The 25,493-nt window shown below is 70.2% G+C and carries 25 protein-coding genes and 1 pseudogene; 14 read left to right on the forward strand and 12 right to left on the reverse strand.

Annotated features, from left to right (window positions below; all coding sequences use genetic code 11):
• Position 1 precedes the first annotated feature (1 nt).
• Positions 2-1,006: an ATPase BagA gene (gene bagA / locus FHS23_RS05610; protein ID WP_183648777.1), complete on the reverse strand. Its 1,005-nt coding sequence runs from the start codon at positions 1,004-1,006 to the stop codon at positions 2-4.
• A 17-nt stretch (positions 1,007-1,023) separates the two neighbouring features.
• Entirely contained in the window at positions 1,024-1,272 is a 249-nt protein-coding gene (locus FHS23_RS05615; RefSeq protein WP_183648780.1) for a hypothetical protein, read from the reverse strand.
• Positions 1,273-1,314: 42 nt separating this feature from the next.
• Here FHS23_RS05615 and sp36 point away from each other — a divergent pair, with 42 nt between their 5' ends.
• The 6 genes from sp36 (at position 1,315) to FHS23_RS05645 (ending at position 5,620) form a co-directional block, all read left to right on the forward strand.
• A complete protein-coding gene (sp36, locus tag FHS23_RS05620) occupies positions 1,315-1,476 on the forward strand; it encodes a Sp36 family protein (protein ID WP_183648783.1) in 162 nt (53 codons plus the stop codon).
• A 6-nt stretch (positions 1,477-1,482) separates the two neighbouring features.
• Positions 1,483-1,947: a RidA family protein gene (locus tag FHS23_RS05625; RefSeq protein WP_183648786.1), complete on the forward strand. Its 465-nt coding sequence runs from the start codon at positions 1,483-1,485 to the stop codon at positions 1,945-1,947.
• Entirely contained in the window at positions 1,947-2,576 is a 630-nt protein-coding gene (locus FHS23_RS05630; RefSeq protein WP_183648789.1) for a hypothetical protein, read from the forward strand. The genes FHS23_RS05625 and FHS23_RS05630 overlap by 1 nt, the downstream gene beginning before the upstream one ends.
• Before the next feature lie 36 nt (positions 2,577-2,612).
• Positions 2,613-3,968 (forward strand): hypothetical protein, encoded by a 1,356-nt coding sequence (locus FHS23_RS05635; RefSeq protein WP_183648792.1) that lies wholly within the window; start codon positions 2,613-2,615, stop codon positions 3,966-3,968.
• Positions 3,969-4,109: 141 nt separating this feature from the next.
• Positions 4,110-4,817, forward strand: a complete 708-nt coding sequence (locus tag FHS23_RS05640; protein WP_183650946.1) for an NUDIX hydrolase — start codon at positions 4,110-4,112, stop codon at positions 4,815-4,817.
• A 17-nt stretch (positions 4,818-4,834) separates the two neighbouring features.
• Positions 4,835-5,620, forward strand: coding sequence for an MBL fold metallo-hydrolase (locus tag FHS23_RS05645; protein WP_183648795.1), 786 nt, complete (start codon positions 4,835-4,837; stop codon positions 5,618-5,620).
• Positions 5,621-5,654: 34 nt separating this feature from the next.
• On the opposite strand, the gene FHS23_RS05650 is transcribed toward FHS23_RS05645, so the two are convergent.
• From FHS23_RS05650 to FHS23_RS05660, 3 genes and pseudogenes are all read right to left on the reverse strand, one after another.
• Positions 5,655-6,929 (reverse strand): MFS transporter, encoded by a 1,275-nt coding sequence (locus tag FHS23_RS05650; RefSeq protein WP_183648799.1) that lies wholly within the window; start codon positions 6,927-6,929, stop codon positions 5,655-5,657.
• Between the two features lie 870 nt (positions 6,930-7,799).
• A complete protein-coding gene (locus FHS23_RS05655) occupies positions 7,800-8,474 on the reverse strand; it encodes a Crp/Fnr family transcriptional regulator (protein ID WP_183648802.1) in 675 nt (224 codons plus the stop codon).
• Between the two features lie 547 nt (positions 8,475-9,021).
• Positions 9,022-9,240 (reverse strand): annotated as a pseudogene (locus tag FHS23_RS05660) (hypothetical protein); the annotation flags it as partial.
• Between the two features lie 207 nt (positions 9,241-9,447).
• Here FHS23_RS05660 and nth point away from each other — a divergent pair.
• From nth to FHS23_RS05680, 4 genes are read left to right on the forward strand one after another with little or no spacing between them, the layout of a single operon-like run.
• Complete coding sequence (gene nth / locus FHS23_RS05665; RefSeq protein ID WP_183648805.1) at positions 9,448-10,131, forward strand: endonuclease III; 684 nt, start codon at positions 9,448-9,450, stop codon at positions 10,129-10,131.
• Positions 10,128-10,736, forward strand: a complete 609-nt coding sequence (locus FHS23_RS05670) for a redoxin domain-containing protein (RefSeq protein WP_183648807.1) — start codon at positions 10,128-10,130, stop codon at positions 10,734-10,736. The genes nth and FHS23_RS05670 overlap by 4 nt, the downstream gene beginning before the upstream one ends.
• Positions 10,733-11,440 (forward strand): NUDIX domain-containing protein, encoded by a 708-nt coding sequence (locus tag FHS23_RS05675; RefSeq protein ID WP_183648810.1) that lies wholly within the window; start codon positions 10,733-10,735, stop codon positions 11,438-11,440. The genes FHS23_RS05670 and FHS23_RS05675 overlap by 4 nt, the downstream gene beginning before the upstream one ends.
• Before the next feature lie 2 nt (positions 11,441-11,442).
• Positions 11,443-12,627, forward strand: a complete 1,185-nt coding sequence (locus FHS23_RS05680) for a MarP family serine protease (RefSeq protein WP_183648825.1) — start codon at positions 11,443-11,445, stop codon at positions 12,625-12,627.
• 220 nt (positions 12,628-12,847) lie between these two features.
• Here the strand turns inward: FHS23_RS05680 and FHS23_RS05685 are convergent, their stop codons facing one another.
• The 5 genes from FHS23_RS05685 to FHS23_RS05705 form a co-directional block, all read right to left on the reverse strand.
• On the reverse strand, positions 12,848-14,524 hold the full coding sequence (locus tag FHS23_RS05685) for an ABC transporter permease (RefSeq protein WP_183648827.1): 1,677 nt from the start codon (positions 14,522-14,524) through the stop codon (positions 12,848-12,850).
• Complete coding sequence (locus FHS23_RS05690) at positions 14,521-15,525, reverse strand: ABC transporter ATP-binding protein (protein WP_183648830.1); 1,005 nt, start codon at positions 15,523-15,525, stop codon at positions 14,521-14,523. The genes FHS23_RS05685 and FHS23_RS05690 overlap by 4 nt, the downstream gene beginning before the upstream one ends.
• A gap of 90 nt (positions 15,526-15,615) precedes the next feature.
• Positions 15,616-16,332, reverse strand: coding sequence for a TetR/AcrR family transcriptional regulator (locus tag FHS23_RS05695; RefSeq protein ID WP_183648833.1), 717 nt, complete (start codon positions 16,330-16,332; stop codon positions 15,616-15,618).
• Positions 16,333-16,458: 126 nt separating this feature from the next.
• Positions 16,459-17,394, reverse strand: coding sequence for an alpha/beta fold hydrolase (locus FHS23_RS05700; RefSeq protein WP_183648836.1), 936 nt, complete (start codon positions 17,392-17,394; stop codon positions 16,459-16,461).
• A 25-nt stretch (positions 17,395-17,419) separates the two neighbouring features.
• Entirely contained in the window at positions 17,420-17,962 is a 543-nt protein-coding gene (locus tag FHS23_RS05705; protein ID WP_183648838.1) for a phage holin family protein, read from the reverse strand.
• 229 nt (positions 17,963-18,191) lie between these two features.
• Between FHS23_RS05705 and FHS23_RS05710 the strand changes: the two genes are divergently transcribed.
• Together FHS23_RS05710 and FHS23_RS05715 are read left to right on the forward strand one after the other, a co-directional pair.
• The gene (locus FHS23_RS05710) at positions 18,192-19,676 is read left to right on the forward strand and encodes a peptide MFS transporter (protein WP_183648841.1); all 1,485 of its coding nucleotides are present in this window, start codon (positions 18,192-18,194) and stop codon (positions 19,674-19,676) included.
• Between the two features lie 124 nt (positions 19,677-19,800).
• Positions 19,801-20,298, forward strand: a complete 498-nt coding sequence (locus tag FHS23_RS05715) for an OsmC family protein (protein WP_183648845.1) — start codon at positions 19,801-19,803, stop codon at positions 20,296-20,298.
• A gap of 20 nt (positions 20,299-20,318) precedes the next feature.
• Here FHS23_RS05715 and FHS23_RS22915 read toward each other — a convergent pair whose 3' ends face one another.
• Positions 20,319-20,858, reverse strand: a complete 540-nt coding sequence (locus tag FHS23_RS22915; RefSeq protein WP_221218961.1) for a DUF6319 family protein — start codon at positions 20,856-20,858, stop codon at positions 20,319-20,321.
• A 714-nt stretch (positions 20,859-21,572) separates the two neighbouring features.
• Here FHS23_RS22915 and FHS23_RS05725 point away from each other — a divergent pair.
• Together FHS23_RS05725 and FHS23_RS05730 are read left to right on the forward strand one after the other, a co-directional pair.
• Complete coding sequence (locus tag FHS23_RS05725; RefSeq protein WP_246381731.1) at positions 21,573-22,367, forward strand: L,D-transpeptidase family protein; 795 nt, start codon at positions 21,573-21,575, stop codon at positions 22,365-22,367.
• A gap of 89 nt (positions 22,368-22,456) precedes the next feature.
• Complete coding sequence (locus FHS23_RS05730) at positions 22,457-23,269, forward strand: choice-of-anchor P family protein (protein WP_183648853.1); 813 nt, start codon at positions 22,457-22,459, stop codon at positions 23,267-23,269.
• A 91-nt stretch (positions 23,270-23,360) separates the two neighbouring features.
• Here the strand turns inward: FHS23_RS05730 and acs are convergent, their stop codons facing one another.
• Positions 23,361-25,343, reverse strand: a complete 1,983-nt coding sequence (gene acs / locus FHS23_RS05735; RefSeq protein WP_183648856.1) for an acetate--CoA ligase — start codon at positions 25,341-25,343, stop codon at positions 23,361-23,363.
• Positions 25,344-25,493: the final 150 nt, after the last annotated feature.

A 25,493-nucleotide genomic window follows, 5' to 3' on the forward strand; every position in this document is an offset into this window, starting at 1 on the left:
GTCACCGCACCCCCTGGCTGCGGAGCGACTCCGCGAGCTCGTACAGCGCGGCGACGTCGACCCCGCCGGACAGGTCGGTCAGCTCGAGCGTCGGCAGGTCGCTCTCCGACAGCTGCTGCCGCGCGACCGTCTCCGCCGCGACGCGGCCCGCGTGCTCGACGGTCTCGGTCACGAGCGCGTCGAGCGTCTCGTCCGGCAGGTCCAGTCCGGCCGCCGCGAGTCCGCTGCGCACGCGGTCGGCGTCGACGCGGCCGTCCGCGGCGGGCGAGACCGACCGCGCGGGCAGCCGCGGCGGTCGCACCCGGTTGATCAGCACCGCACCCGGCCGCAGGTCCGCGCCGTCCAGCTCGGCGACCGCCTCCAGCGTCTCGCGCACCGGCATCTCCTCGAGCAGCGTCACCAGGTGCACCGCCGTCTGACCCGAGTGCAGCAGGCCCACGACCCCGTCGGCCTGCGAGCGGATCGGCCCGGTCTTGGCCAGGTCCGTCAACGCGCGCGTGACGTCGAGGAACTTCACCACTCGGCCCGTCGGCGGCGCGTCGACGACGACGGCGTCGTAGAAGTGGCGCCCGTCGGAGTCGGTCCGCCCGACGCACTCCTTGATCTTGCCCGTGAGCAGCACGTCCCGAAGCCCCGGCGCGAGGGTCGTGGCGAACTCGATCGCACCCATCCTGCGCAGCGTGCGGCCCGCGAAGCCGAGGTTGTAGAACATCTCGAAGTACTCGAGTAGCGCAGCCTCGACGTCGATGTGCAGCGCACGCACCTCCCCGCCGTTGGGCGCGGCGGCGATGCGCTGCTCGGCGTACGGCAACGGCTCGGTGTCGAAGAGCTGGGCGAAGCCCTGCCTGCCCTCGACCTCGACCAGCAGTACGCGCCTGCCGTGGCCCGCGAGTGCGAGCCCGAGCGACGCGGCGAGGGTCGTCTTGCCGGTGCCGCCCTTGCCGGTCACGAAGTGCAGCCGGGTGCGGGTCAGCTCGTCGGTCCAGCCGGCCAGCGTGGTGGTCACCGGGGCAGCGTAAGACATCAACTTGCCATGGCCAGCACGGCGACGACCACGGCGACGCCGCCCGCCAGCCACCACGAGGCGGCCGGCGACAGCACCGTGAGCGTGAGAATGCAGGTCAGGGCCAGTGCGGTGACGCCGACGAGCCCCGTCACGGCGACCGTCTGCCACCGCCCGGTCTTCTCCCTGGCGCGCGCCATGATCATCAGCACAGCCAGAACGCCCGCCACGCCCAGCAGCGAGGCCGCGAGGATCCGCCACGTTTCCACGGGAACTCACGCTACTGGCAGTGGTTGTCTAGGGTGACGGCCATGAGTGCCACGAAGTGGGAATACGCCACCGTTCCGCTGTTGATCCACGCCACCAAGCAGATCCTCGACCAGTGGGGCGAGGACGGTTGGGAACTGGTGACCGTGCTGCCGAATCCGTCCGGTGAGCAGCACGTCGCCTACCTCAAGCGGGCGAAGGACTGAGGCCCGATGAGCGCCAGCACTGCGTCGGCGAGGCTCGCCGAGCTCGGTATCGAACTGCCCGGCGTGGCGGCCCCGGTCGCCTCGTACATCCCCGCGATCCGCACCGGGTCGCACGTCTACACCTCCGGCCAGCTGCCGTTCGTCGACGGCGCGCTGCCCGCCACCGGCAAGGTCGGCGGTGAGGTCGGCCCGGAGGAGGCCAAGCAGTACGCCAGGACGGCGATGCTGAACGCGCTGGCCGCCGTCCACGACCTCGTGGGCATCGACGCGGTCACCCGCGTGGTCAAGGCGACCGGTTTCGTCGCCTCCGCGGAGGGTTTCAATGCCCAGCCCGCGGTCATCAACGGCGCGTCGGAGCTGCTCGGCGAGGTCTTCGGTGAGGCGGGCGCGCACGCGCGGTCGGCCGTCGGCGTCGCGGAGCTGCCGTTGGGCGCGCCGGTGGAGGTCGAACTGATCGTGGAGGTCTCCTGATGGACCCCGACGTCGAGCAGGCGTGCCACGAGCTGCTGCTGCGCCTCTCCGGCAGGCTGCCCGACAACCTGGTCTGGCGGTTCCGTGACTGGCTGGGCGAGGGTGCGCTGAGCACCCTCGCCCGCGTGCTGCCCAAGACTTTGCTCAAGCACAGGGTTGATCTCGACCAGGAAGAGTACGGCCTCCTGGTCGCCGGCCTCGTGCCGCACGGGGCGGACCGGCATCAGGTCAGTTCCACCCTTGGGGTAGACGCACCGTTAGAGAGCGGGTACACATTCACCGCGAGTACGCCTAACTGGGTGAACTCCGTCGACTCGGTGGCTGCCGTGATCGACGCAACGTTGCGACGGCGTCCCGATGTGGGTGAAGTGCGAGAGGCTTGGCGGCAGGAACGTGGGACCGGCCCGGAGGGGGCGAAGCGGGTCCTGCTCGTCACGGCCACCGCGGGGCTTCCCCGGCTGACGGGCGAACTGCAGCGGGTACTGCGCGTGCTGGGCGACGAAGCTCCGTGCGTGGAGGTGCTGCCCGTCCGGTTCGACCCGCCCGCCTATCACCGGGAGGCGCTCGCGAACTCGCGGTTCGTGTGCGTCGGGGCGGCTGACGCCGGGCGGCAACTGGTATCCGCATAGCGTCCGCGGCCGGCGGGCGGGAGGGAGAGCGGCGACATGGTGGACCACCGGTCCGGCGGTGACCAGGACGGCTTCGGCGTTCCGTTGCGCCTGTACAACGCGTTGCTCGGGGTCGCGGGCAGGCTCGACGACAGTGCGCTCTCCGAAGCGCGCGAACTCGTCGCCCGCTCGAACCTGGACGATGCCGTCGAACTGACCGTGGGTTCGCTCGTCGCAGGCCGCCTTCCCGTCCGCCCGGCCGAACAGCGCGAACTGGCGGCCCTGCTGGAGCTGACCCGCTCCGACGTGACGCTCGCCGACCAGCTCACCGTCGTCGACGACGTCGCGGCCACCGACCACCGGTTCAGCCGCGAGGACGCCCCGGACGCAGGGGTCGGCGAGGCCCTCGACCGTGTGCTGCGCGTGCTGCCCGATCTGCGTTCCGTGCACGCCGTGTGGCGCAACACCGCCGCGGGCGGCGTCCCCGGCCCGCTGCCGCAGCGCGTCGTGCTCGTCGACATCGGCCCGGACGCGCATCCGCCCGCCGTCGCCTTCCGTGTCGGCGACGCGCTGCGCAAGGCCGGTATCCGGGCGGTCGTCGAGGTCACCGGGCCCGGCTCGGAACGCACCGCCTACCACGAGGCGGCGCTGTCCTCCGGCGTTCCCGTGTGGCTCGCCGGCCCGGACACCGTCCGTCACGACTCGGGGAGGGCCGAGTCTGTAAGAGCGGCGCCGGCTCACGCTGAGCCGGCACCCGCCCCCACCGGTCCGGCGAGCGTGCCCCCGCCGCCCGAAGCACCCACCCCGGAACCGTCGCGTGCCGCGCCCGCGGCCCCGGCATCATCCGAGAACCCGCCGGCTGTTGCGGCGGTCCCCGAAACGCAGACGGCCGACGGCTCGCTTCCGGAACCGTCGGCCGAGCACGCCTCGCCGAGCCGCGGCTGGACCGCCGAACCGCCCCGGTCGACGAGGTCGTCCGGGGACTCCACTCGCGGTCGCCGTGCGCGCCAGCCCGCTCGCGGACAGACCGAACCGCCCCGGCATGCGGGCGGTGAACTCCCGCGCAGCGAGGGCGGCCAGGTCGTCGAGTTCCCGCAGCCGTCGCACGACGCCGACCAGGACAACCGGTCGGCACAGACCACCGAGATGTCCCGCGAAGAGGTCGCCCAGCTGCGGGCCGCGATCGCCGAGGACCGCGACAACGGACAGGCGCTCGCGTCGGCCGACCTGGACTCCGACCAGCTCGCCCGGATCCCCGACCTCAACCTCGACGATCCACAGCTCACCGACCGCGACCGCGAACTCCTGCGGGAGCTGCACGCCGAACTCGCCGAACGCGAACGCGCCGAGGCGCAGCGTCAGCGGACCGGCGGCCCCGGTCCCGGCGCCGCCAACGGAACCGACGCCCGTTAGCCGGAGCCACGAGCCAGGCGACGGCGGTATGTTGCGGACGTGTCTGCGAACTTTCACGTGCCGAGGAGCGCGGTGCCCGACCTGATCAGTGACGCGAGCCGGCCCGACGAGCCGGTGCCCGTCCGTGAGGCGGCGACAGTCATGCTGCTGCGTGACACCCCGGGCGGCGTCGAGGTGTTCCTGCAACGCCGGGTCGCGGCGATGAAGTTCGCCGCCGGAATGACCGTGTTCCCCGGGGGCGGTGTCGACGAGCGGGACGCCGACGCGTCGATCGCATGGGCGGGACCGCCCGCCGCGCAGTGGGCGGAGTGGTTCGGCTGCGACGAACGCCTCGCCAGAGCGCTCGTGTGCGCGGCCGTGCGTGAGACGTTCGAGGAGTCCGGTGTGCTGCTGGCCGGACGGGGGTCCGACACGACCGTCGACGACACCTCCGGTTACGCCGACGCCCGGGCTGCGCTCGTGGCCAGGGAACTGTCGCTCGCCGCGTTCCTCGCCGACACCGGGTTGACACTGCGCGGCGATCTGTTGCGGCCGTGGGCGAACTGGGTCACCCCGGAACAGGAGACGCGCCGGTACGACACGAAATTCTTCGTCGCGGCGTTGCCCGCCGGGCAGGACGCCGACGGCGAGACCACCGAGGCGTCCGAATCGGGCTGGCGCACGCCCGCCGACGCCATGGCCGACGGCGAGGCGGGACGCAGCATGCTGATGCCGCCCACCTGGGCGATGCTGTCGGATCTCGCGGCGTGCCGTGATGTGGCCGAGGTGTTGGCGACCGATCGCACGCCCGTCCCGAAGGTCATGCCCACCCTGCGGGTCGACGGCGAGTCCGTGCTCGTCGAACTGTGACCATGACTGGAGGTGCGATGACCGGCGCGAACGTGCACCCGGCGTACGAGACGCCGCGGGAGGTGACGTCGGCGGTGACCGTGGTGCTCGAGGACAACCCGTCGAACATGACGCTCGAGGGCACCAACACCTGGATCCTGCGGGCACCGGGCGCGGCGGCGTCGGTGGTCGTCGACCCCGGCTACCTCGACACGGCCCACCTGGAGCGCGTCGAGGCGGCCGCCGGGCCGGTCGAACTGATCGTCCTGACCCATCATCACCCCGACCACTCCGACGGCGCGCCCTGGCTGGCCGAGCGGACCGGCGCGCCGGTGCGGGCGTTCGACCCGGGACTGTGCCTCGACGGCGATCCGCTGGGCGACGGCGACGTCGTGCGCGCGGGCGGACTGGAACTGACGGTCCTGCACACGCCGGGTCACTGCGCCGACTCCGTGTCGCTGCGCTTCGACCACGACGACGTGGTCCACGTGCTGACGGGTGACACGGTTCTCGGCCGCGGGACGACGGTCGTCGAGCACATCGGCGACTACCTGCGTTCACTCGACCGGCTCGCCGAGCTGCCTGCCGGATCGTTGGGTCTCACCGGTCACGGCCCGGAGCGTGACGATCTGCCTGCGACGGTCGACGAGTACCGCAGGCACCGGCAGCAGCGCCTCGACGAGATTCGGGGTGCCCTGGAGGTGTTGGGCGGGGAGGCGACTCCGCGGCAGATCGTCGAACACGTCTACGCCGACGTCGACCGTGCCCTCTGGCCCGTCGCAGAGAGCAGTGTGACCGCCCAGCTCGAGTACCTGCGCAGCTGACCGCAGGGACTCGGGGATCGGACGGTTCGGCGGATCAGGTGGCGAGCGCCCGGACCGGTTCGGTGGACGGTGTGTGGGGGCGGATCGTCCTGCGCAGGAGTGCCACGACGGCGGCGAGCGTCATCGCGACGGCGCCCGCGGTCAGGAAGGCCGCCGACGGGCTCGCGTGTTCGACGACGTAACCGCTCACGGACTGGCCGCAGGCGATCCCGAGCGTGACGGACGTGAGGACCCACGAGAACGCCTCGGCGGCCGTGTCGCGCGGTGCGGTCAGCTCGATCGTGGTCGAGTGCGTGGTCGACTGCGGCGTGATCATCGCGCCCGCCGCGAACATCGCCAACGCCAGGCCCCACAGGGTCGAGGGCCACGCCATGACCGCCACGAGGGCTCCGAACAGGCCGAGCAGGACGGGCAGTCGCGCCGGCAGTGTCCTCGGCCACGGCCGGAGGCTGTAGGCCACGCCGAACGCCACCGAGCTCACCGACCACAGCGACAGCAACACCCCGCCGAGCGACACACTGCCCGCCTGTTCCGCCGCCGCGGGTACCGCGACCTCGACGAAGCCGATCACGATGCCGAAGCCCAACGCCCCGAGCGCAAGCGTGCGCATGCCCGGGCTCGCCAGCGCACCGAGCAGCGACGTGCCCGCCTGCGGGTTCGGCCCCCACTCCCGCACCGCCGGGCTCAGTGCGAACAACCCCGCGCCCGTCGCCATGCACGCCCCGCCGAGGACCAGGCCGGTGCCGGGCCACGGCAGCGCGATCAGCACCCCCGCCAGCCCGGGCCCGAGGATGAAGAACACCTCCATGCTGATCGCTTCGTAGGAGAACGCCGCGTCACGTGTCGGCCCCTCGGGCAGCAGCCGTGCCCACAGGGCACGCGAGGCGGATCCCGTCGCCGGTTCGAACAGTCCGATCGCGGCGGAGCAGCTGACGAGCACCGGCACGGGAGCGCCGGCCTCGATGACGACGATCAGCGAGGTCAAGGCCGCGACGAACAGTCCGGTGACCACCAGAAGTGGGCGTGTCGGCCCGAGCCGGTCGATGATCCGGCCCTGCACGACCGATCCGCCGGCCACGCCGGCGAGAGCGGCGGCCGACACCAGCCCGGCCGCGGCGAAGGATCCGGTCTCGTGCTGCACGTACAGCAGTGCCGAGATGCCGATCATGGCGATCGGCAGGCGGGCCAGTACGGACGCCACCAGTGGCCTGCGAGAACGCGGGGTGCGCAGCACCGCGCGGTAATCGGCGAGCGAGGTGCGGCCGTGGGACTCGGGTGGCTCGTACGGGGGAGGCTCGGACCGGGACATGCCCACTATTATGGCACGTGCGTACCAATCTATTTTCTGGACCGGATCAACCGGCGACGCTGAGTATCGAGGTGCATACCCCGCCCCTCTTTCGGGTATCCGGGTCTCAGTTGGGTAACAGAACAGCGTTATCGGGCATCTTTCAGCCCGCCTGAGCGTCCTTGAGGGTGAAGACCCTTGAAGAGCAGGGTGGGTGCCGTGCGATTCTGAATAGGTCAGCGAGTCTCGCGTCATCAGACTCGGCAGCACGAGTCCCACCCGTGAACAAGCTGAAGACGAGATCCGTGACCCGGCACTAAGCGCCGTGCTTCACCAAGCGCAGCGCGGCGGCGGTGACGGGGACCGCGGGAGGCACGCACGGCGTGTCGGAGTGGACGTCGGACGCTTCGATCAACTACATAGTCGGTTTCCTCGCTTCGCAGCGGGTACCCCGTAATCGAGAGGCGTTCGGTAACACCGAACATCGGTTACGCGAAGAGCACGCTGCTGGAGGCGAACACAGTCTCCCTCCGGGATTCGGGTCGGGGCCTTTCAACCGGAGGGCGGGGAGCGTGGGCTGTCGGGGGATGGTCCACGCACAGGCAAAGGGCCGGTGCGCCACGTCGGGGGTGGCGCCCGGCCCTTTGTCATGCCGTGATGCGATCGCGTTCGGCGATCCGACGCCGAACGGCGCTGCCGCTGCGGCGGTGGCCTGCCCGGTTCGGCAGACGGAGGTCTGCGCGTCCCGCGGTGCGGCCCCGGAGGGTCCGCACCTGCCCGGGATGCCGGATCCCGGATGTCGCGCCTGTCTCCGCGTGCGCCGTCGGAGTCGCCGACCGGTCATACGGGAATTATGGGACGCCACCCGGGTCGAGGTGTCGAACCCGCAGGTCAGCGGGCGCGTCGCGCGAGTCGCTCAGGGTCGAGGATCAGCACGCTCTTGCCTTCGAGCCGCAGCCAGCCGCGGTGTGCGAAGTCGGCGAGCGCCTTGTTCACGGTCTCGCGGGAGGCGCCGACGAACTGGGCGATCTCCTCCTGCGTCAGGTCGTGCGTGACCCGCAGCAGGCCGGCCTCCTGGCTGCCGAACCGCTGGGCCAGCTGCAGCAGCGCGCGGGCGACACGGCCGGGAACGTCGGTGAAGATCAGTTCCGCGACCATGTTGTTCGTACGCCGCAGTCTGCGGGCGACCACGCGGAGCAGCTGCTCGGCGATCTCGGGACGCGTGGAGATCCACTGCCGCAGGGCGGCACGGTCCATCGTCACGGTGCTGACCTCGGTCACGGTCGTCGCCGTCGAGGTACGCGGTCCCGGATCGAAGATCGACAGCTCGCCGAACATGTCCGACGGGCCCATGATCTGGAAGAGGTTCTCCCGGCCGTCGGCCGACTTGCGGCCGATCTTCACCTTGCCCGACTTGATGATGTAGAGCTTGTCGCCGGGTTCGCCCTCGTTGAAGATCACGTGGCCACGCGGAAAGTCCACGGTCTCCAGGGTCTGCGCGAGCGCTTCGGCCGCAGCCGGCTCCACGCCCTGGAAAATGCCCGCCCTGGCCAGGGTCTCGTCCACCTCGTGCCTCCTTTGAGAAGCGACCATCGCACCCGGGGGCGGGAGCGTGGCGCCGGTCACTACGTGCAGTGTAGGGCGTGCCCTCGAGATCGCTTCCCGGCTCGCCGATCCGCCGTAGCGCCTCCCCCGTCCTGGGTGACGTACACGGCATCACCCGGCGCTGGGCGTTGCCTGACACAGCTCGTCGAGACCGTACGCGGACGATCTCCGACCCGAAAGTTTAACCCTGACGTAACGGTGACGGGCGACCGCCTCCGGTCGGGTGACGACACGTCACCGCGGGTGTCACGTCGACTACCGGCGGGGCACGCTGTGCGCGCCGGTTTGAGCTCTACGGGTGAGCCGCCGATGTCGCTGCGTGAGGGGGCCGGCGTCGCCGGGTGAGGTGGCCTCAGCCGGCGCCGCGCTCACCGGTCGCGTCCTGTGCCTGCGACTCTGCAGGTCGGGTCGTGGGTTCCGGCACCGAGGACGCCGACGATGCCGGCGTCCGGGTCTGTGCCGACTGCGGTTCGGACGCGGGCCGGCGGGGTTTGCCGAAGCGGCCGCCGGAGCGACCGCCGAACCGCCTGCGGCGGAACAGCTCGAGCGCCCTGCCGATGCCGTGTCCGTACAGCGCTCTGACCTCTTCGGGCTTGGCCTGCTCGAGGAATTCCTCGACGTCCTCGCCGCGCACGGACACGTGGCGTAGCCGGGTCTCGACGCGTTCCATGCCGAGTGCGAACAGCATGACCGCCAGTGGGACCGCGATGACGAACCAGACGGTCATTTCTCTCCATATCCGGCGATCTGGGGCACCGCCGCGCTCGAGGGTAGTCACGCGTGTGCCCGTCCTGTCGGAGGTCGCACGTAGGCTAACGATGTGTCGTCAGCGGTTCCTGAGCACCCCCGCGAGGGGACTCCCCGAAAGAGTGTTGTCCGGTCGCGGCCCCTTACCGAGGAGAGCCGGCTGGCCCTGGTGCGGCGGGCGCGACGTATGAAGCGTTGCCTGGACGAGGCGTATCCAAACGCCGAGTGCGAGCTGGACTTCTCCACGCCGCTCGAGCTGCTCGTGGCCGTCATCCTGTCGGCCCAGTGCACCGACGTGCGGGTCAACCAGACCACGCCGGCCCTGTTCGCGCGCTATCGCACGGCCGCCGACTACGCGGGCGCCGACCGGACGGAGCTCGAGGAGTACATCCGGCCCACGGGTTTCTACCGCAACAAGGCGACGTCACTGCTCAAGCTCGGCGCAGTGCTGCTCGAGCGACACGACGGGGACGTGCCGGACACGCTCGACGCGCTCGTGAAACTGCCCGGGGTGGGCCGCAAGACGGCGAACGTCATCCTGGGCGAGGCGTTCGGACTGCCGGGCATCACCGTGGACACGCACTTCGGCCGGCTCGTGCGCCGGTGGGGCTGGACGGCCGAACAGGATCCGGTCAAGGTCGAGTTCGCGGTCGGTGAGCTGTTCCCGCGGAAGGACTGGACGATGCTCTCGCAGCGCGTGATCTGGCACGGCAGGCGGATCTGCCACGCCCGCAAGCCCGCGTGCGGCGCGTGTCCGCTGGCGCGCGACTGCCCGGCGTTCGGTGAGGGCCCGACCGACTTCGACGAGGCCGCGGAGCTGGTCAAGGGAGACGAGCGCGACCACCTGCTGGCCATGGTGTCGCAGCGGTGACGGCCGCGGCGCGCTGGGCGTTGGTGGCGGGTGTGCTGCTGGTCGCCGCGCTGGTGGCGGTCGTGCCGATGGTGAACTCGTCGGACGAGCAGGCCCAGGGTGAGGACGTCGGCCCCGCCCGTGCGGCCGCACAGCTCGAGCCCTGCCGTCCCGGATCCGGCGCGCCCGCCCGCGAACTGCGGGACGTCCAGGTGGAATGCCTGGCCGACGGCTCCCGCGTCGACGCGGGCGAGCTCGTCGCCGCAGGGGACCGGCCGACACTGATCAACGTCTGGGCCACGTGGTGCGAGCCGTGCCGGGAGGAACTGCCGCTGCTCGACGATTACGCGGCCGAACCCGGCGCGGCTCGGGTGGTCACCGTGCAGGTGGAGAGCGGAAGGCGGGACGGCCTCGAACTGCTGGCGGAACTCGGCGTCGACCTGCCGGGCGTGTTCGACGGCGACGGTCCCTCGGGTCCGATCCGGGAGGCGCTGTCGGTGCCGCGTGCGCTGCCCGCGTCGTATCTCGTCACCCCCGGCGGGGACGTCGAACTCGTCCGCCAGCCGCGGCTGTTCACCTCCGCGGAGCAGATTCGGGAGGTCGTGCGTTCGGGAGGTGACCGGTGACGTGCGAGACGACGGGTCCGCTGGTCGACCCCGCGGACGTGCCGGACTGGCTGGCGGGCCTCGTCGAGGCCAGCGACGGAACCGACGCCGCGGCGTTCACGCGCCTGACCGTGCCCGACGGGGAGGATCCGCGGGCTGCCTCGGTACTGGTGCTGTTCGGGGAACAGCCCGTCCACGGGCCGGACGTGTTGTTGTTGCGGCGCGCCGACACCCTCGTATCGCATGCCGGGCAGGTGGCGTTCCCCGGCGGCGGTGCCGAGGACGGCGACGAGGGGCCGATCGGTACGGCGCTGCGTGAGGCCGAGGAGGAGACGGGCGTCGAGGTCTCCGGCATCAGGCCCGTGGCGGTGCTGCCGAGGCTGTACATCCCCGTGTCGCGCTTCGCGGTGACGCCGGTGCTCGCCCACTGGGCCGAACCGTCGCCGGTGCATGCCGTCGATCCCGGCGAGACGGCCGCGGTGGCGCGCGTGCCGCTGTCCGAACTGGCCGATCCCGCGAACCGGTTCATGGTCCGCAGACCCGGTGGCGGTTGGAAAGGGCCGGCCTTCACCGTGGGTGAGCTGTTCGTGTGGGGCTTCACCGCGGGCGTGTTGACCGCGCTGCTGCGTCTCGGCGGCTGGGAACGGCCATGGGATCACACGGACGTGCGAGACCTTGACGTAGCGTGGGCGCGGCACATGGAGCGTGAAACGGGCCGGGAGTGACGGTGAACTGGGTCGACCTGCTGGTGATCGCACTGGCACTGCTCGCGGCCGTGTCCGGTGCGCGCCAGGGCATGCTCGTCGCGCTGCCTGCGTTCATCGGCGTCATGGCGGGCGCACTGCTGGGCATCGAGCTCGCGCCGTGGCTCGTGGACTCGTTCGAGGAGCCGGCCGCGCGCGTGGCGATCGCCGTCGGCGCGGTCGTGTTCCTCGTCGCGCTCGGCGAGACCCTCGGCGTGCTCGCCGGCAGTCAGCTGAAATACCGCATCCGCTCGCCGAAGCTGTCCAGTGTGGACAGCACGCTCGGTGCGATCGTGCAGGGCATCGTCGTGTTCGTCGTGGCGTGGCTGATCGCGCTACCGCTCACGAGCGTGGCTGCGATGCCGGGTCTCGCGCGGGCGCTCAACGAGTCGTCGGTGCTGGGCGGCGTCAACGACGTCATGCCCGACGCGGCTCAGGGGCTGCCCGGAGACCTGCGTGACCTGCTCGACGCCTCGGGGTTCCCGTCCATTATGGATCCGTTCCAGCAGGCGCCGGTGCGGGAGATCTCGCCGCCGGACGAGTCGCTGCCCGCGAACTCCGTCGTGCGCGAGGTTGAGCCGAGCGTGCTGAAGATCCGCGGTGTCGCCACGTCGTGCTCCCGATCGCTGGAGGGCAGCGGTTTCGTCGTCGCCCCGCAGCGCGTGATGACGAACGCGCACGTCGTCGCGGGTACCGACCAGGTGGCCGTCGAGACGCCGCAGGGACGACAGGCCGCGACCGTGGTGCACTTCGACCCGAGCACGGACCTCGCGGTGCTGGCCGTTCCCGGGCTCACGACCCGTCCGCTCGATCTGCGGGACGAGCCCGCGGTGACCGGTGACGCCGCGGTCGCGCTCGGCTATCCGCTCGACGGGCCGTACACGGCCTCCTCGCTGCGGGTCAGGGAGCGGATCAACCTGCGCGGACCGGACATCTACGACGCCAACACCGTCCAGCGCGACGTGTTCACCGTCCGCGGGCAGGTACGTAGTGGCAACTCGGGCGGTCCGATGATCGACCCGGACGGCGACGTCGTCGGCGTCGTGTTCGGCGCGTCGGTCGAGGACCCCGACACCGGGTTCGTGCTCACGGCCGACGAGGTACGCGACGAGTACGAACAGGCGTCGGCGTACGGCTCGGAGGTCGGCACCGGTCCGTGCACGTCCTGAGGACGGCCGGGAGCACACCGAGCACGCACTGGGCCGCGGATCCCGGCGTCCGCGCCGAGGTCATCCCCGCGGCCGTCCCCAGGACCATCAGGCTCGGCCCGGGGTGTGCACTCGCACTCGGCTTCCTCGCCGCCGCGCTGTGACCCCGATGGCGGGGCCCGGCGCGGCGGCTCTGATGCCGACGCGCTGGGGCGGTGCCGGTGCTCGAGCGGTGCCGTACTCAGGCGGTGACGAGGTCGCGACGCCGGAACCCGGTCGCCCCTGCGCCCACCAGCACAGCGCCGAGAACCGTCAGAATCCCCACGGCGACCCAGGAGACCTCCTCGGCCGGGTGCTGGCCGACGTGCTGGAACGGTGAGGTGTCCAGCACCGCTCGGTCGAACTCCAGCATTTCGCCGAACAGGCTCAGCACCGTTCCGTAGACGAACACGATCCACACCACTCCGACGAGGCGCGGCGCGAGTCCGTACAGGGCGACGGCCAGTCCGAGGAAGAGCCAGGCGGCGGCCACGTGCACCGCGTTGCCCAGCACGACCGGGCCGAACAGCCCCCAGTCGCCGGTGCCGAGCACCGCGCCGAAACCCTGGCCGAGCCCGGCGAGCAGCAGCAGCCACAGGGCCCCGGCCGCGGTGACGGCGGTCCACGCGCCCAGCCAGGACGACCGGCTCACGGACGTGGCGAGGACCGGTTCGGCGCGCACGCCCTGTTCCTCGCCCCGCAACGACTGCACGGACAGGATCACGTACACGGCGACGATCAATGCGAAGTAGATGCCCATGAAGCCCAGGTAGCCTTCGAGGAGTCCCTCGGTCCCGCCCATGACGGCGACGATCTCCTCGGGCATGTCCGCCGCGCCCTCCTGCATGGGCTGGGCGAAGGCACCGAAGGTGACGCCGGCGAGCACCATCGCCACGGACCAGCCGATGAGCGACGGACGCTGGAGCCGGTAGGCCAGCGCGAACGGGCTGCGCAGCCACGCGGCCGCACGTGCCGCGCCGAGCCGGTCGGGCAGGACGCCCGCGGCGAGGTCCCGCCGGGTCTGGAGGGCGTAGCCGACCGCGGCGCCGGCGACCGCGAGTGCTACCGACAGCAGCAGCGGCCACCAGCGGTCCAGCGTGAACGGCGCGGTCTGCTGCGACCACCCCAGCGGCGAGAGCCAGGACAACCAGCCGATGCCGCCGTCCTGGGCGGTCGACATGTCGCCGATTCCGCGGACGACGAACGCCGCTCCGAGCACCGCACCGGCGATGCCGGACCCGGCTCGTGAGAAGGCCGAGAGCTGCGTGGTGATCGCTCCGACGCCGGCGAAGGCCAGCCCCGTCGCGCCGATGCCGGCGCCCATGAGCAGCGACGGTCCCGCCTCGGGCGGCGGCTCGATCGCCGAGCCGAGCGTGACCAGGCCGGTCAGCCCGGCGACCAGCAGGTTCATCACCACCGCCAGGAGCAGAGCCGCGGTGAGTTGGGCGTGCCGACCCAGCACGTTCGCGCGGACCAGCTCGGCCCGGCCGGTCTGCTCCTCGACCCGGGTGTGCCGGGACAGGGTCGTGATGGACATCAAGACGGCGCCCAACATCAGGTACAGGGCGTAGAAGCCGGCCACGAGCCGGGCGACGGTGATGTCGTCGAAGCCGTAACCGGGTCCTCCGATCAGCGCCATCACGGGGTTGGCGGCCATCGTTGCCATCCCGGCCAGGCTCTCGGCGTCCATGACGGCACCGATCGCGTTGGCGAAGTAGGCCCACAGTGCCGTCAACCCCAGCACCCAGGTCGGCAGGCGCACGCGGTCGCGGCGGAGCATGAACCGCAACAGGGTCCCGGTGCCGGTGAGCGCGCCGCGCTGGCGGGCGCTGGCCTGCGGCGGCGCAGCACCGCCGGGCCGTTCGGTGGCGGTCGTCATGACGCCACCTCGTTCCCGGTGGAGCGGACCTTTCCACGTGTGCCGGTGCCGTTACTTCCGGCATCGTTGCCGTTGCTGCCGGCGCCGCTGAGTTCGTCGCCGTAATGCCGGAGCAGCAGCTGCTCCAGCGTCGGCGGCGTGGCGGTCAAAGCCTGCACGTCGTGGGCCGCGAGGTCGCGCATGATCGCGGGCAGGTGCTCGGCGTCGACCTCGAACCGGGTCTGCTGGCCCTCGGCGTGCAGGTCGTGTACTCCCTGCCGCCCGGCGAGCTCGGTGAGGGGTTTGTCGGTCGACGCGGTCACCGTCGTGCGGGACAGATGCCGCAGGTCCTGCAACGTGCCGGACTCGACGACCGTACCCTTGCGGATGATGGAGATCCGGTCGGCGAGGATCTCGACCTGGGCCAGGATGTGGCTGGACAGCAGCACCGTGACGCCGGCGTCCTTGGCCTCACGGACGCACTCCTGGAACACGACTTCCATCAGCGGGTCGAGGCCCGCGGTGGGCTCGTCGAGCAGCAGCAGGTCGGCCTCGGAGGCCAGCGCCGAGATCAACGCGACCTTCTGCCTGTTGCCCTTGGAGTAGGTGCGGCCCTTCTTGCGCGGGTCGAGGTCGAAACGCTCGATGAGCTCGTCGCGCTTGGCCGCGTCGACCCCGCCCCGCAGCCGGGCGAACAGGTCGATGGCCTCCCCGCCGGTGAGGTTGGGCCACAGCTCCACGTCGCCGGGTACGTAGGCCAGCCTGCGGTGCAGGGCGACGGCGTCGCTCCACGGATCGCCGCCGAGCATGCGCACCGTCCCGGCGTCATGACGCAGGATCCCCAGCAGGATCCGCATCGTGGTGGACTTTCCGGCGCCGTTCGGCCCCAGGAAGCCGTGGACCTCCCCGCGCGCGACCTCGAGGTCGAGGCCGCGGAGGGCGGTGACCTTCCCGTAGTTCTTGGTGACGCCGGAGATGTCGATGGCCGGGGACTCGTCCCTGGCCGGTCCGGTGGACGACATTGTCGACCTTCTTTCTGACGTGGAGTCTCGTGGTGTTGCGATGTCGTTCGCGTGGTCTGCAGGTGTGTGTGTGCGCAGGCTGTCGGCGGGTCAGGCGGTGTCGGGTCCGGCGGTGTCGGGTGTGGCGCCCGGCCCGGCTGGCGGAGAGGCCGGGGGATCGCTGTCGCTCAGCGGTTCGGTGCGGCCGGACACGTAGGCGTCGAGCAGGGTGCTGTCGGTCAGCAGGCCGTGGGTGTAGAGCTCAAGTGCGGGCGGCATCAGCTCGTGGATCGTCTGCCGCCAAAAGTCCGCGTCGAGCTCGCCGAGATCCTCATCCGCCATCAGAACGGACTGCAGCATCCAGCCGAGCGAGATCGAGAAGGTGAGCTTGACGCGGGCCCGTTCGTCGCGGCTGGGGCGCATGACGCCGGTGCGGACCCCTTCGGCCATCCAGCGTTCCGCCTCGCCGTACATGTCGGTGAGGAGGTTCCGTGCCGCATCGCCGCCGGTCATGAGGCTGCGCACCACGTAGCGGATGAGCGGCTGGAACTCGTCGACCATCGCCATCTGTGTCAGGAACGTGGCGCGCAGATCGGCCGAGCGCATGGCCTCGGTCTTGTACTTCTGGATCACGTCCACGACGTGTTCGTCGCAGGCGCGGCGCAGTTCCTCCTTGGAGTCGAAGTGCTTGAGGATCGCCGGTGCGCTCACTCCGACGTCGGCCGCGATCGCGCGCAGTGAGGCGTCGAATCCGTCCTGCCCGAAGCGGTTGACGGCAGCCTCGAGGATGCGGATTCGGGTGTCCGGAATGTCTGCGGGTGAACGCATGTAAACCACGGTAAACGCGTGTAAACCGTGAAGGCAAGTGGGCGCGTGACGTGACGGATTCGCCCAGGTCACGAGGCTGTGTCGGGGGTCTACCCCTGGGAGTGGGTTCGCCGGACGTCGGGCCGGTCAGTGACTGCGGAGGAAGTCGACGAGCTCGGCCGACGTCCGCTCGGGCGTCTCGAGATGCGGGAAGTGGCCGATGCCGGGCAGGGAGACGAACCGCGACCGCGGACCGCGCCACGGCGTCGAATCGCGTGCCGTGGCGGGCAGGATGCACGGGTCGTCCTCGCCGTGCAGCTGCAGCACCGGCATCGTGACGCGGGTGTCGACCTCGCGCCGGAACCGCCTGCCGTCGCTGCGGAACTGCGAGCGCAGGGCCCAGCGGTAGTACTCGAGCGCACTGTGGGCGACCCCCGGAATGCGCATCGCGTGCCGCAGCGTGGCTGTGGTCTCGGCGAAGTCGTCGGTGCCGCGCCATGCCTCGCCGGCCCACGACGCGAGCAGTTCGCCGGTGTAGGCGGCGTCGTCGGCGACGAGCCGCTTCTCCGGGGCCATCGGTACCTGGAACCGCAGCACGTGTCGGGACGCGCGGGCCTGGGCGCCCCGGCGTCCGACGGGCAGCTTCGCGGCCGCGTGTCGCAGCGCCAACGGATGCGCACCGCCGAGCACGCCGACGGACCGCACGACCCGCGGCCGGATCGCCGCGGCCGACCAGGCGAGCAGCCCGCCCCAGGAATGGCCGACGACGTGTGCCGAGCGGAGGCCGAGCGCGCGGATCAGCCCCGCGACGTCTCCCGCGGCCGTCCACGCGTCGTAGCCGCGCGGCGGCTTGTCGGAGTCGCCGTATCCGCGGAGGTCGACGGCCACCACGCGGAATCCGGCGTCGGCGAGGTCACGCAGCTGGTGATGCCACGTCCACCACAGGCCCGCGAACCCGTGCAGCAGCAACACGGGCTCACCCTCGCCGGCCTCGGCCACGTGCAGCAGGATGCCGTTGGCGGACACGTCGCGATGCGCCCACGGGCCGGGATACCGGACGGTCGACGGGTCGGGTGGGAGCACTTCCGGGCTGCGGTGACGGGAGGGATCAGGACCGCGGCAGCGGCCGGCCCGCGGCAGCGGGCGTCCCGTCGGCGGTGTCGCCGGACTTCTGCTGCGGCTTCAGCGCCGCGGCCGACTCCTTGATGCTGTCGATCGATCGCTGCGGCGCGCGGACCTTCTTGAACTTCCGGTAGCCGACGAACCCGCAGATTCCGGCGAACACCAGCATCAGCAGGAACACGATGCCGAAGGCGGCCCAGCGCTGGAGCCACTCCGACAGCAGTTCGCCGAGGAAGAAAAAGAAGAAGAACGAGCTGTAGAGCGCGACCACCGCGGCGATGATGAAGAAGACGCTGCCCTTGGTGGCCTTCTTGACCTCGCCGACAGTCTCGGTCTTCGCCAGCTCGAGTTCGGCGCGGAACAACGTCGACATGTGCTGTGTCGCGTCCTTGACCAGCGATCCGATCGACGCGCCGTCGGCGGAGTCGGCCGTGCTGTCCTCCGACAACGGGAGGTAGGGCACCCAGCCCCCGGCATCCCGGTTGTCGCCGTCGTTGAGTTCATGCTTCGGGCTGCTCACGCGCCTCATCGTGCCATGCGGACGGGGTCACGGTCGCGAAGGGCGCAGGGCGATGTCGATGTTGTGTGAAGTTGTCGTCCGAACGGGTCGCCCGCAGGTCGGAGCGACGGTGCGCCGAACGGGTGAGAGCGGACGGCGACGACTGTCACGATCGGTAGTGAGTGGGGAGTATTGTTGAGTACTGGCCGGTAATCCGGGACAAAGTCGTCAAAGCACGCAAGATCGGACAGTATTCAACATGTCGGGTAACGCCACTGAAGCCGCCGGCGCGGGATCCGCGGGCGACGGCAACGAGAAGACCTTCTTCGGGCACCCCCGAGGGCTCGCCAACCTCTTCGGCGTCGAGATGTGGGAGCGCTTCTCGTTCTACGGGATGCTCGGCATCCTGCCGCTCTACCTCTACTTCTCGGCCGCCGAGGGCGGTCTGGAAATGGACAGGGGCACCGCACTCGGAATCGTCGGTGCGTACGGCGGCCTTGTCTACTTGTCGACGATCATCGCCGCGTGGATCGCCGACCGTCTCCTCGCCCCTGAACGGACCCTGTTCTACAGCGCCGTCCTCATCATGATCGGCCACCTCGGGCTCGCGGTACTGCCCGGCTACCTCGGTGTCGGCGTCGGCCTCCTCTGCGTGGCACTCGGCAGCGGCGGCGTCAAGGCGAACGCCACCGCCGTGCTGGGCACGCTCTACAGCGAGGGCGACGAACGGCGCGACGCCGGCTTCACGATCTTCTACATGGGCGTCAACCTGGGTGCCTTCGTCGGTACCGCGCTCACTGGCTTCTTCCAGCACACCGTCGGTTTCCACGTCGGGTTCGGCCTGGCCGCCGCGGGTATGGCCATCGGTCTGGTCCAGTACTCGATCGGCCGCTCCAACCTCGGTGCGGCGTCGCGTGTCGTGCCGAACCCGCTGCCCGCATCCCGCCGCCCGCTGGTTGCGCTGGTCTTCGTGGCGATCGTCGTCGTGGCCGTGGCGCTCGTGTTGACGGGTGTGGTGACCGCCGAGAACCTCGGCGACGTCGCGGTGGGGATCGCGGGTGTCGCCGCGGTCGTGCTGTTCGTGATCCTGTTGACCAGCGCGAAGGTGGACGGTGTCGAGCGCAGGCGCGTGCTGTCGTTCATCCCGATGTTCGTGGGCAGTGCGGCGTTCTTCGCGCTGTTCCAGCAGCAGTTCACCGTGCTCGAGGTGTACTCGGACGAACGGCTCAACCGCGACCTGTTCGGCTGGGAGATGCCGATCTCGTGGGTGAACCTGATCAACCCGGCGTTCATCCTGATCCTGGCGCCGATGTTCGCGACGGTGTGGGCCAAGCTCGCCGACCGGCAGCCGTCGACGCCGATGAAGTTCGCGCTCGGCACCGCCGTGATGGGCGGGGCGTTCCTGCTGTTCCTGCCGATGGCCGGCGGACACGGCAACACGAGCCCGCTGCTGGCGGTCGTCGGCATCCTGGCGGTGTTCACGATGGCGGAGATGTTCCTGTCGCCGATCGGTCTGTCCCTGTCGACCAAGCTCTCGCCGAAGGCGTTTCCCGCCCAGATGGTGGCCCTGAACTACCTGTCGGTGTCGCTGGGCACGGCGTTGTCCGGGTCGCTCGCGAAGTACTACTCGCCGGAGGCCGAGGCGTCGTACTTCGGAACGGTCGGTGCCGTCGCTGTCGTGATCGGCGTGCTCATCGCGCTGGCCTCGCCGTTCATCCGCAAGCTGATGTCCGGGGTGCGGTAACCCCGGAACGCTTCGTGGCTCAGCCGGTGGACACGCCGACCGGGGAAACCGGCGCCGTAGGTGGTCGCCGTGCCGTAGTGATCGCTGTGGTGAGCACGCCGACGCCGGCGGGTATCAAGGAGGCATGCGCGAGCGGGAGCACACGTACAGGCTGACTCTGCGGTGGACGGGTGACCGTGGCACCGGCACATCGGGATACCGCGACTTCGGCCGCGAGCACCACGTCGTCGCCGACGGGAAACCGCCGCTGGCGGGGTCGGCCGATCCCTTCTTCCGGGGCGACGCGGACCGGTGGAACCCGGAGGAACTGCTGCTGGCGGCGCTCGCCCAGTGCCACATGTTGTCGTACCTCGCACAGTGCGCGCAGGCGGGCGTGGTGGTCACCGGCTATGCCGACGAGCCGCTCGGCACGATGACCGAAACGCTCGGGGTCGGGGAGTTCACGTCCGTGTCGCTCCGTCCGGTGGTGACCGTCGCCGATACCGACATGGTCGACAAGGCCCGCGAACTCCACGAACCCGCCCACGAGGCGTGCTTCATCGCCCGGTCGGTGAACTTCCCGGTACGCCACGAGGCCCGCATCGACGTCGACGGGGACCGTGGCGGTTCCGAAGGCGACTGATCACCCGCCGGCGCAGCGGATCACTGTTCGAGGTCGGCCAGCTGCTTCTTGGCCTCTTCGAGCTGGGCCTCGAGCTCGGCCACGCGGGCCTGCTGCTGCTCCTTCGCGGCGTTGATGACCTCGTCGATCGGCGTGGACAGCTGCTCGTGCAGTTCCTTGGCCGCGCGCGACACGGCCGAGGCGGTCACGGCCAGTCCGCGAGTGACCCACTTGCTGCCGTGTTTGAGTTCCGCCTGCCATTCGCCGTCCGCGGTGCCCGTGACGGTGAGTGTCAGTTCGACCGTGCGGGTCTTGCGTGCGTTCGACCCCTTCGCGCGGCCGCGCTTGGGCTTCGCGTCCTCGGTGGACTGCCCCTCTTCGCCGGCCCGGGCGAGCTCGTCGGAGCCGGCCGACGTCGCATCGCCATCGGCGGGCTTCCGGTCCGAGCCGGTGCCGCCGTTCTCGGTGTTTTCGCTGGTCTCTGGGCGCTCGGCGGTCGGAGCGGCGACATCGGTGGTCCGGCCGGTGGCGGTGTCGGTGGCTTCCGTGGCTTCGGCGTCGGCGGTGGCTTCGGCATTCATCGCGGGCAGGTCCCCTCGAAACGTCCGGCAGTGGCGTCCGCAGTGTAGAACATTCGTTCGACGTCTTGTCCACCCGGGGGCTCGCGATGGCCGGGAATGGTGTTAACAAAATTCGGTAAAGTGTGCGCCAGGTCTCATACCGTCGGGTAGTCTGCGGGTCCGTTGTGTCCGGATGGCGATGTGGAGTCTTTTCCGTCGCAAGCGCCGCATCGGCCGCCCTGCCTGCGAAGGTGAGGTCTGGACCCCGTGCCCGTAGCTCGATGGAGTGATCCCACGATCAGGCTGTGTCCTGCGGAAACGCCTCGTCTTTGCAGCTCGGAGCGGTGCTGAAAATTGGCAACGCATTTGATCGCGACTCGCAGTGGCGATAACAATGCGAACCGTCGCGTACGCGAACAGTAAAACCCTGTGCACGTAAAACCCGTGTGGCGCGGAACGTTGTGCACGCAGCGGGGTCGTACTGGGGGCTGCGCCGTTGGGTCCGGACTTCGGACGTTCGAGCACGAGGAACGCCCTGGTGCGGGCTTGCGCAAACGGTTGCACATCGCGTGAGCGGCGCACCACTGAACGCTCCACACCTCGCACCTTCGTGTGCCTAGTTGCAGGACGTGATCGATGGAAAGGCGTAGCAACGCCGGCTGTTCCGGTTCCGCCGGACGTCAGGCCGGTGTGTCCGCCGGGTTCGGGGCCGCGTACCGGAAGCGGTCGCGGTCGCTGGCGGCAGCGGCGAGCGCGGCGGTGTTCGCACTCGTCGTGACCGCGTGCGGTGGCGGGGACGACTCCGCTTCCGCCGGCGGGCAGGACACCAAACCGGTCGCCATGACCCAGGAGCAGCTCGCGAAGCTGCCCAAGGCCACTACCTACGGCGACCTCGACCAGGCTCCGGCCGACCCCGCGCAGGGGGACCGGTCGGCGAGTGAGAACGGCACGGGAACGGTGCTGCACCCCGAGAAGACGCTGGCGGTGTACGACGAGCCGGGCGGCGAGCCGTTCGCGAAACTGCCGGCCAAGCAGATCTCGTCGCCGACGTGGGTTCCGGTCATCGCCGAGAAGGGCGACTGGGCGCAGATCCTGCTGCCAACCCGCCCGAACGGTGCGAGCGGCTGGGTCCATGCCACCGACGAGACGGTCGAAGAGGCACGCAACGACTTCGCCGTCACGGTGCATCGCGACGACTTCACCCTCGAGATCACCAAGAAGGGTGAGCAGATCGGGGAATGGACCATCGGGGTCGGGAAGGACGAGCACCCGACGCCGACGGGGCGGCAGTACATCATCGCTTCCATCGAGGAGCAGGTGAACGACTACAGCCCCATCGTGCTTCCGCTGAGTTATCACTCGGAGTCGCACGAGACGTTCGGCGGTGGCCCCGGCACCGTCGGCATCCACACGTGGCCGGACAACAGCTTCGTTGGCAAGGCCAACAGCGACGGCTGCATCAGGGTTACGAAAGAAGCCCTGGACGAGCTCGTCAAGCTGCCGCTGGGAACGATCGTCGAGGTCGTCTGACGCCCCTCCCACGGCAGTGCCCCACAGGTGACGGGCCCCCGCCCGGAAACCCGACCCGAATGCACGACCGGAAATCGAAAGGTACTTCCTTGTCGAAGAAGAAGACTGCCGCGCTCGGCGCGGGCGCACTGTCCGCCGCCCTCGTCGGCGGTGTCATGTTCGCCCCGTCCGCGCTCGCGCAGACCGAGGACTCCGCTTTCGGCATCTCCGCCAGCGGCCTGATCGAGATCGCCAAGACTCCGCACGTCGTGGGTGAGGGGTCTGAGACGGTCGCCGGCACCGAGGTGCCGGGTCTCGCCGGGGCGACGGTGCTCAACGCCGAGGCGTCCCCGAACTACGCGTACGCAGATGTCGCCAACCTCGAGGTCCTGCCCGGCCAGGCTGCCGGCGTCCCGGAACTCCCGGGTGGCTCGCCCCTGGTTGCTGCAACCGGGACCATCAGCGCCGAGTGCGACAACGGTGAGATGAGCTCGGACATCACCACCCTGACCATCGCCGGGCACGAGGTTCCGATCAACAACCTCGAGCCGAACACGACGGTGCTGCCCGAGCAGCTCGGTGGCGTCGCCCAGGTCACCCTGAACCAGCAGACCGACGACACGGTCACGGCGGTCCACATCGAGCTGCTGGAAGGCGTCCCGGGCCTGTCGGACGTCGCCGGCCAGACGATCGACATCGCCTCGGCCACCTGCACCGCGGGTGACGACAACGGTGGCGACGACGGCGACAACGGCGGCGGCGACGGTGACAACGGCGGCGACAACGGCGGCGACGACGGCGGTAACGGCGGCGACGACGGCGACAACGGCGACGACAACGGTGACGGCGGCGACCAGGCCGGCCCGGACGGTGCCGCTCCGGCTCCGACCCCGCAGCCCGGCCACCTGGACGTGACCGGCTGACACATCCCCTAGGGGAACTCCGCACACATAGAAGCGGCCTCCACAGTGGACATCCACTGTGGAGGCCGCTTTCGTGTGCGACCGAGTCGGGTCAGTCGTCCGAACCGGACGAGAGGCCCTTCGAGATCTGGTCCATGACCGTGCTGTCGGCGAGCGTGGTGACGTCGCCGACCTCGCGGTTCTCGGCCACGTCGCGCAGCAGCCTGCGCATGATCTTCCCCGAACGGGTCTTCGGCAGCTCCGGCACGACCATGATCTGTCGCGGCTTGGCGATCGGGCCGATCTCCTTCGCGACGTGGTTGCGCAGATCCTGGATCGCCTCGTCGCCCGCCTGCGCGGCGTCACCGCGCAGGATCACGAACGCCACGATGCCCTGGCCCGTCGTCGCGTCGCTCGCACCGACGACCGCGGCCTCCGCCACCGTCGGGTGCGACACCAGGGCCGACTCGACCTCCGTCGTGGAGATGCGGTGACCGGAGACGTTCATGACGTCGTCGACGCGGCCCAGCAGCCAGATGTCGCCGTCGTTGTCGTACTTGGCGCCGTCGCCCGCGAAGTAGTAGCCCTGGTCGGAGAACCGTGACCAGTAGGTGTCCTTGAACCGCTGGTCGTCACCCCAGATACCGCGCAGCATCGCCGGCCACGGCTTGTCGAGCACGAGGTAGCCACCGCCACCGTTGCCGACGGGGGTGCCCGCGTCGTCGACCACCTTGGCCGAGATGCCCGGCAGCGGCTGCTGCGCGGAACCCGGCTTGGCGTGCGTGACACCGGGCAGCGGCGAGATCATGATCGCGCCGGTCTCGGTCTGCCACCACGTGTCGACGATCGGGCAGTTGCCGCTGCCGATGTGCTCGCGGAACCACATCCACGCCTCGGGGTTGATCGGCTCACCCACCGAACCGAGCAGCCGCAGCGACGACAGATCGTAGCCCGCCGGAATCTCGGCGCCCCACTTCATGAACGTGCGGATCAGCGTCGGCGCCGTGTAGTAGATCGACACCTTGTAGTTCTGGATGATCTCCCAGTGCCGCCCCTCGTGCGGGGTGTTCGGCGTGCCCTCGTACACGACCTGCGTCGCCCGGTTCGCCAGCGGGCCGTACACGATGTACGAGTGGCCGGTGACCCAGCCGATGTCGGCCGTGCACCAGTAGACGTCCTCGCCCGGTTTGTGGTCGAACACGGCGTTGTGGGTGTACGCCGCCTGCGTCAGGTAGCCGCCCGACGTGTGCAGGATGCCCTTCGGCTTACCCGTCGTGCCCGACGTGTACAGGATGTACAGCGGGTGCTCGGAGTCGAACGCCTCCGGCTCGTGGTCGGCCGACTGCGCCTCGACCAGCTCGTCCCACCACACATCGCGGCCCTCGACCCACGGAACGTCGCCTTCGAGGTCGCTGCCGGTGCGACGGACCACGATGAGCTTCTCGACGCTCGCCGCGCCCTCGAGCGCCTCGTCGACGTTCGCCTTCATCGGTGCCGCCTTGCCCCGGCGGTACTGCCCGTCCGAGGTGACGACGACCTTGGCCTCGGCGTCGTCCACCCGCTGCCGGAGCGCGCTCGGTGAGAACCCGCCGAACACCACGTTGTGCAGCGCGCCTATCCGGGCGCAGGCCAGCATCGCGACGATCGCCTCCGGGATCATCTGCAGCTGGATCGCGACGCGGTCACCGGCGGTCACGCCGAGGGACGTCAGCGCGTTCGCGGCCTTCGACACGTCGTCCTTGAGCTGGGCGTACGTGATGTCGCGGGTGTCGCCCGGTTCGCCGACCCAGTGGATGGCCGTCTGGTCGCCGTGGCCGGCTTCGACGTGCCGGTCGACGCAGTTGTAGGCCACGTTCAGCTTGCCGCCGACGAACCACTTCGCGAACGGGGCGTCCGACCAGTCCACGACCTGTGTCCACGTGGTGTCCCAGTGCAGGCGCTCGGCCTGCTTCGCCCAGAACGCCTCGCGATCGGCGTCGGCCTCCGTATACCAGTCCGCGGTCGCGTTGGCGGCCGCCGCGAACTCCGGGCTCGGAGGAAAGCTCCGGCTCTCGGTCAACAGGTTGTCGAGTGCCGGCGACTGCTCTGTCGTCATCTGCAAGGCCTCCTGGTCGTTGCTCAGGCGCATGCGTCGTCGTTGCTGCGCCTGCCTGTGAAGTTAGTACCGCACGAGACAGGTTGCAGCGACGTACGCCCACCCACAAGGCCCCGCGCTCGTTCCGGCGGCCCTGGGCGATGAGCGGCT

It is taken from the genome of Prauserella isguenensis, from assembly GCF_014191605.1.
GTDB lineage: Bacteria > Actinomycetota > Actinomycetes > Mycobacteriales > Pseudonocardiaceae > Prauserella > Prauserella isguenensis.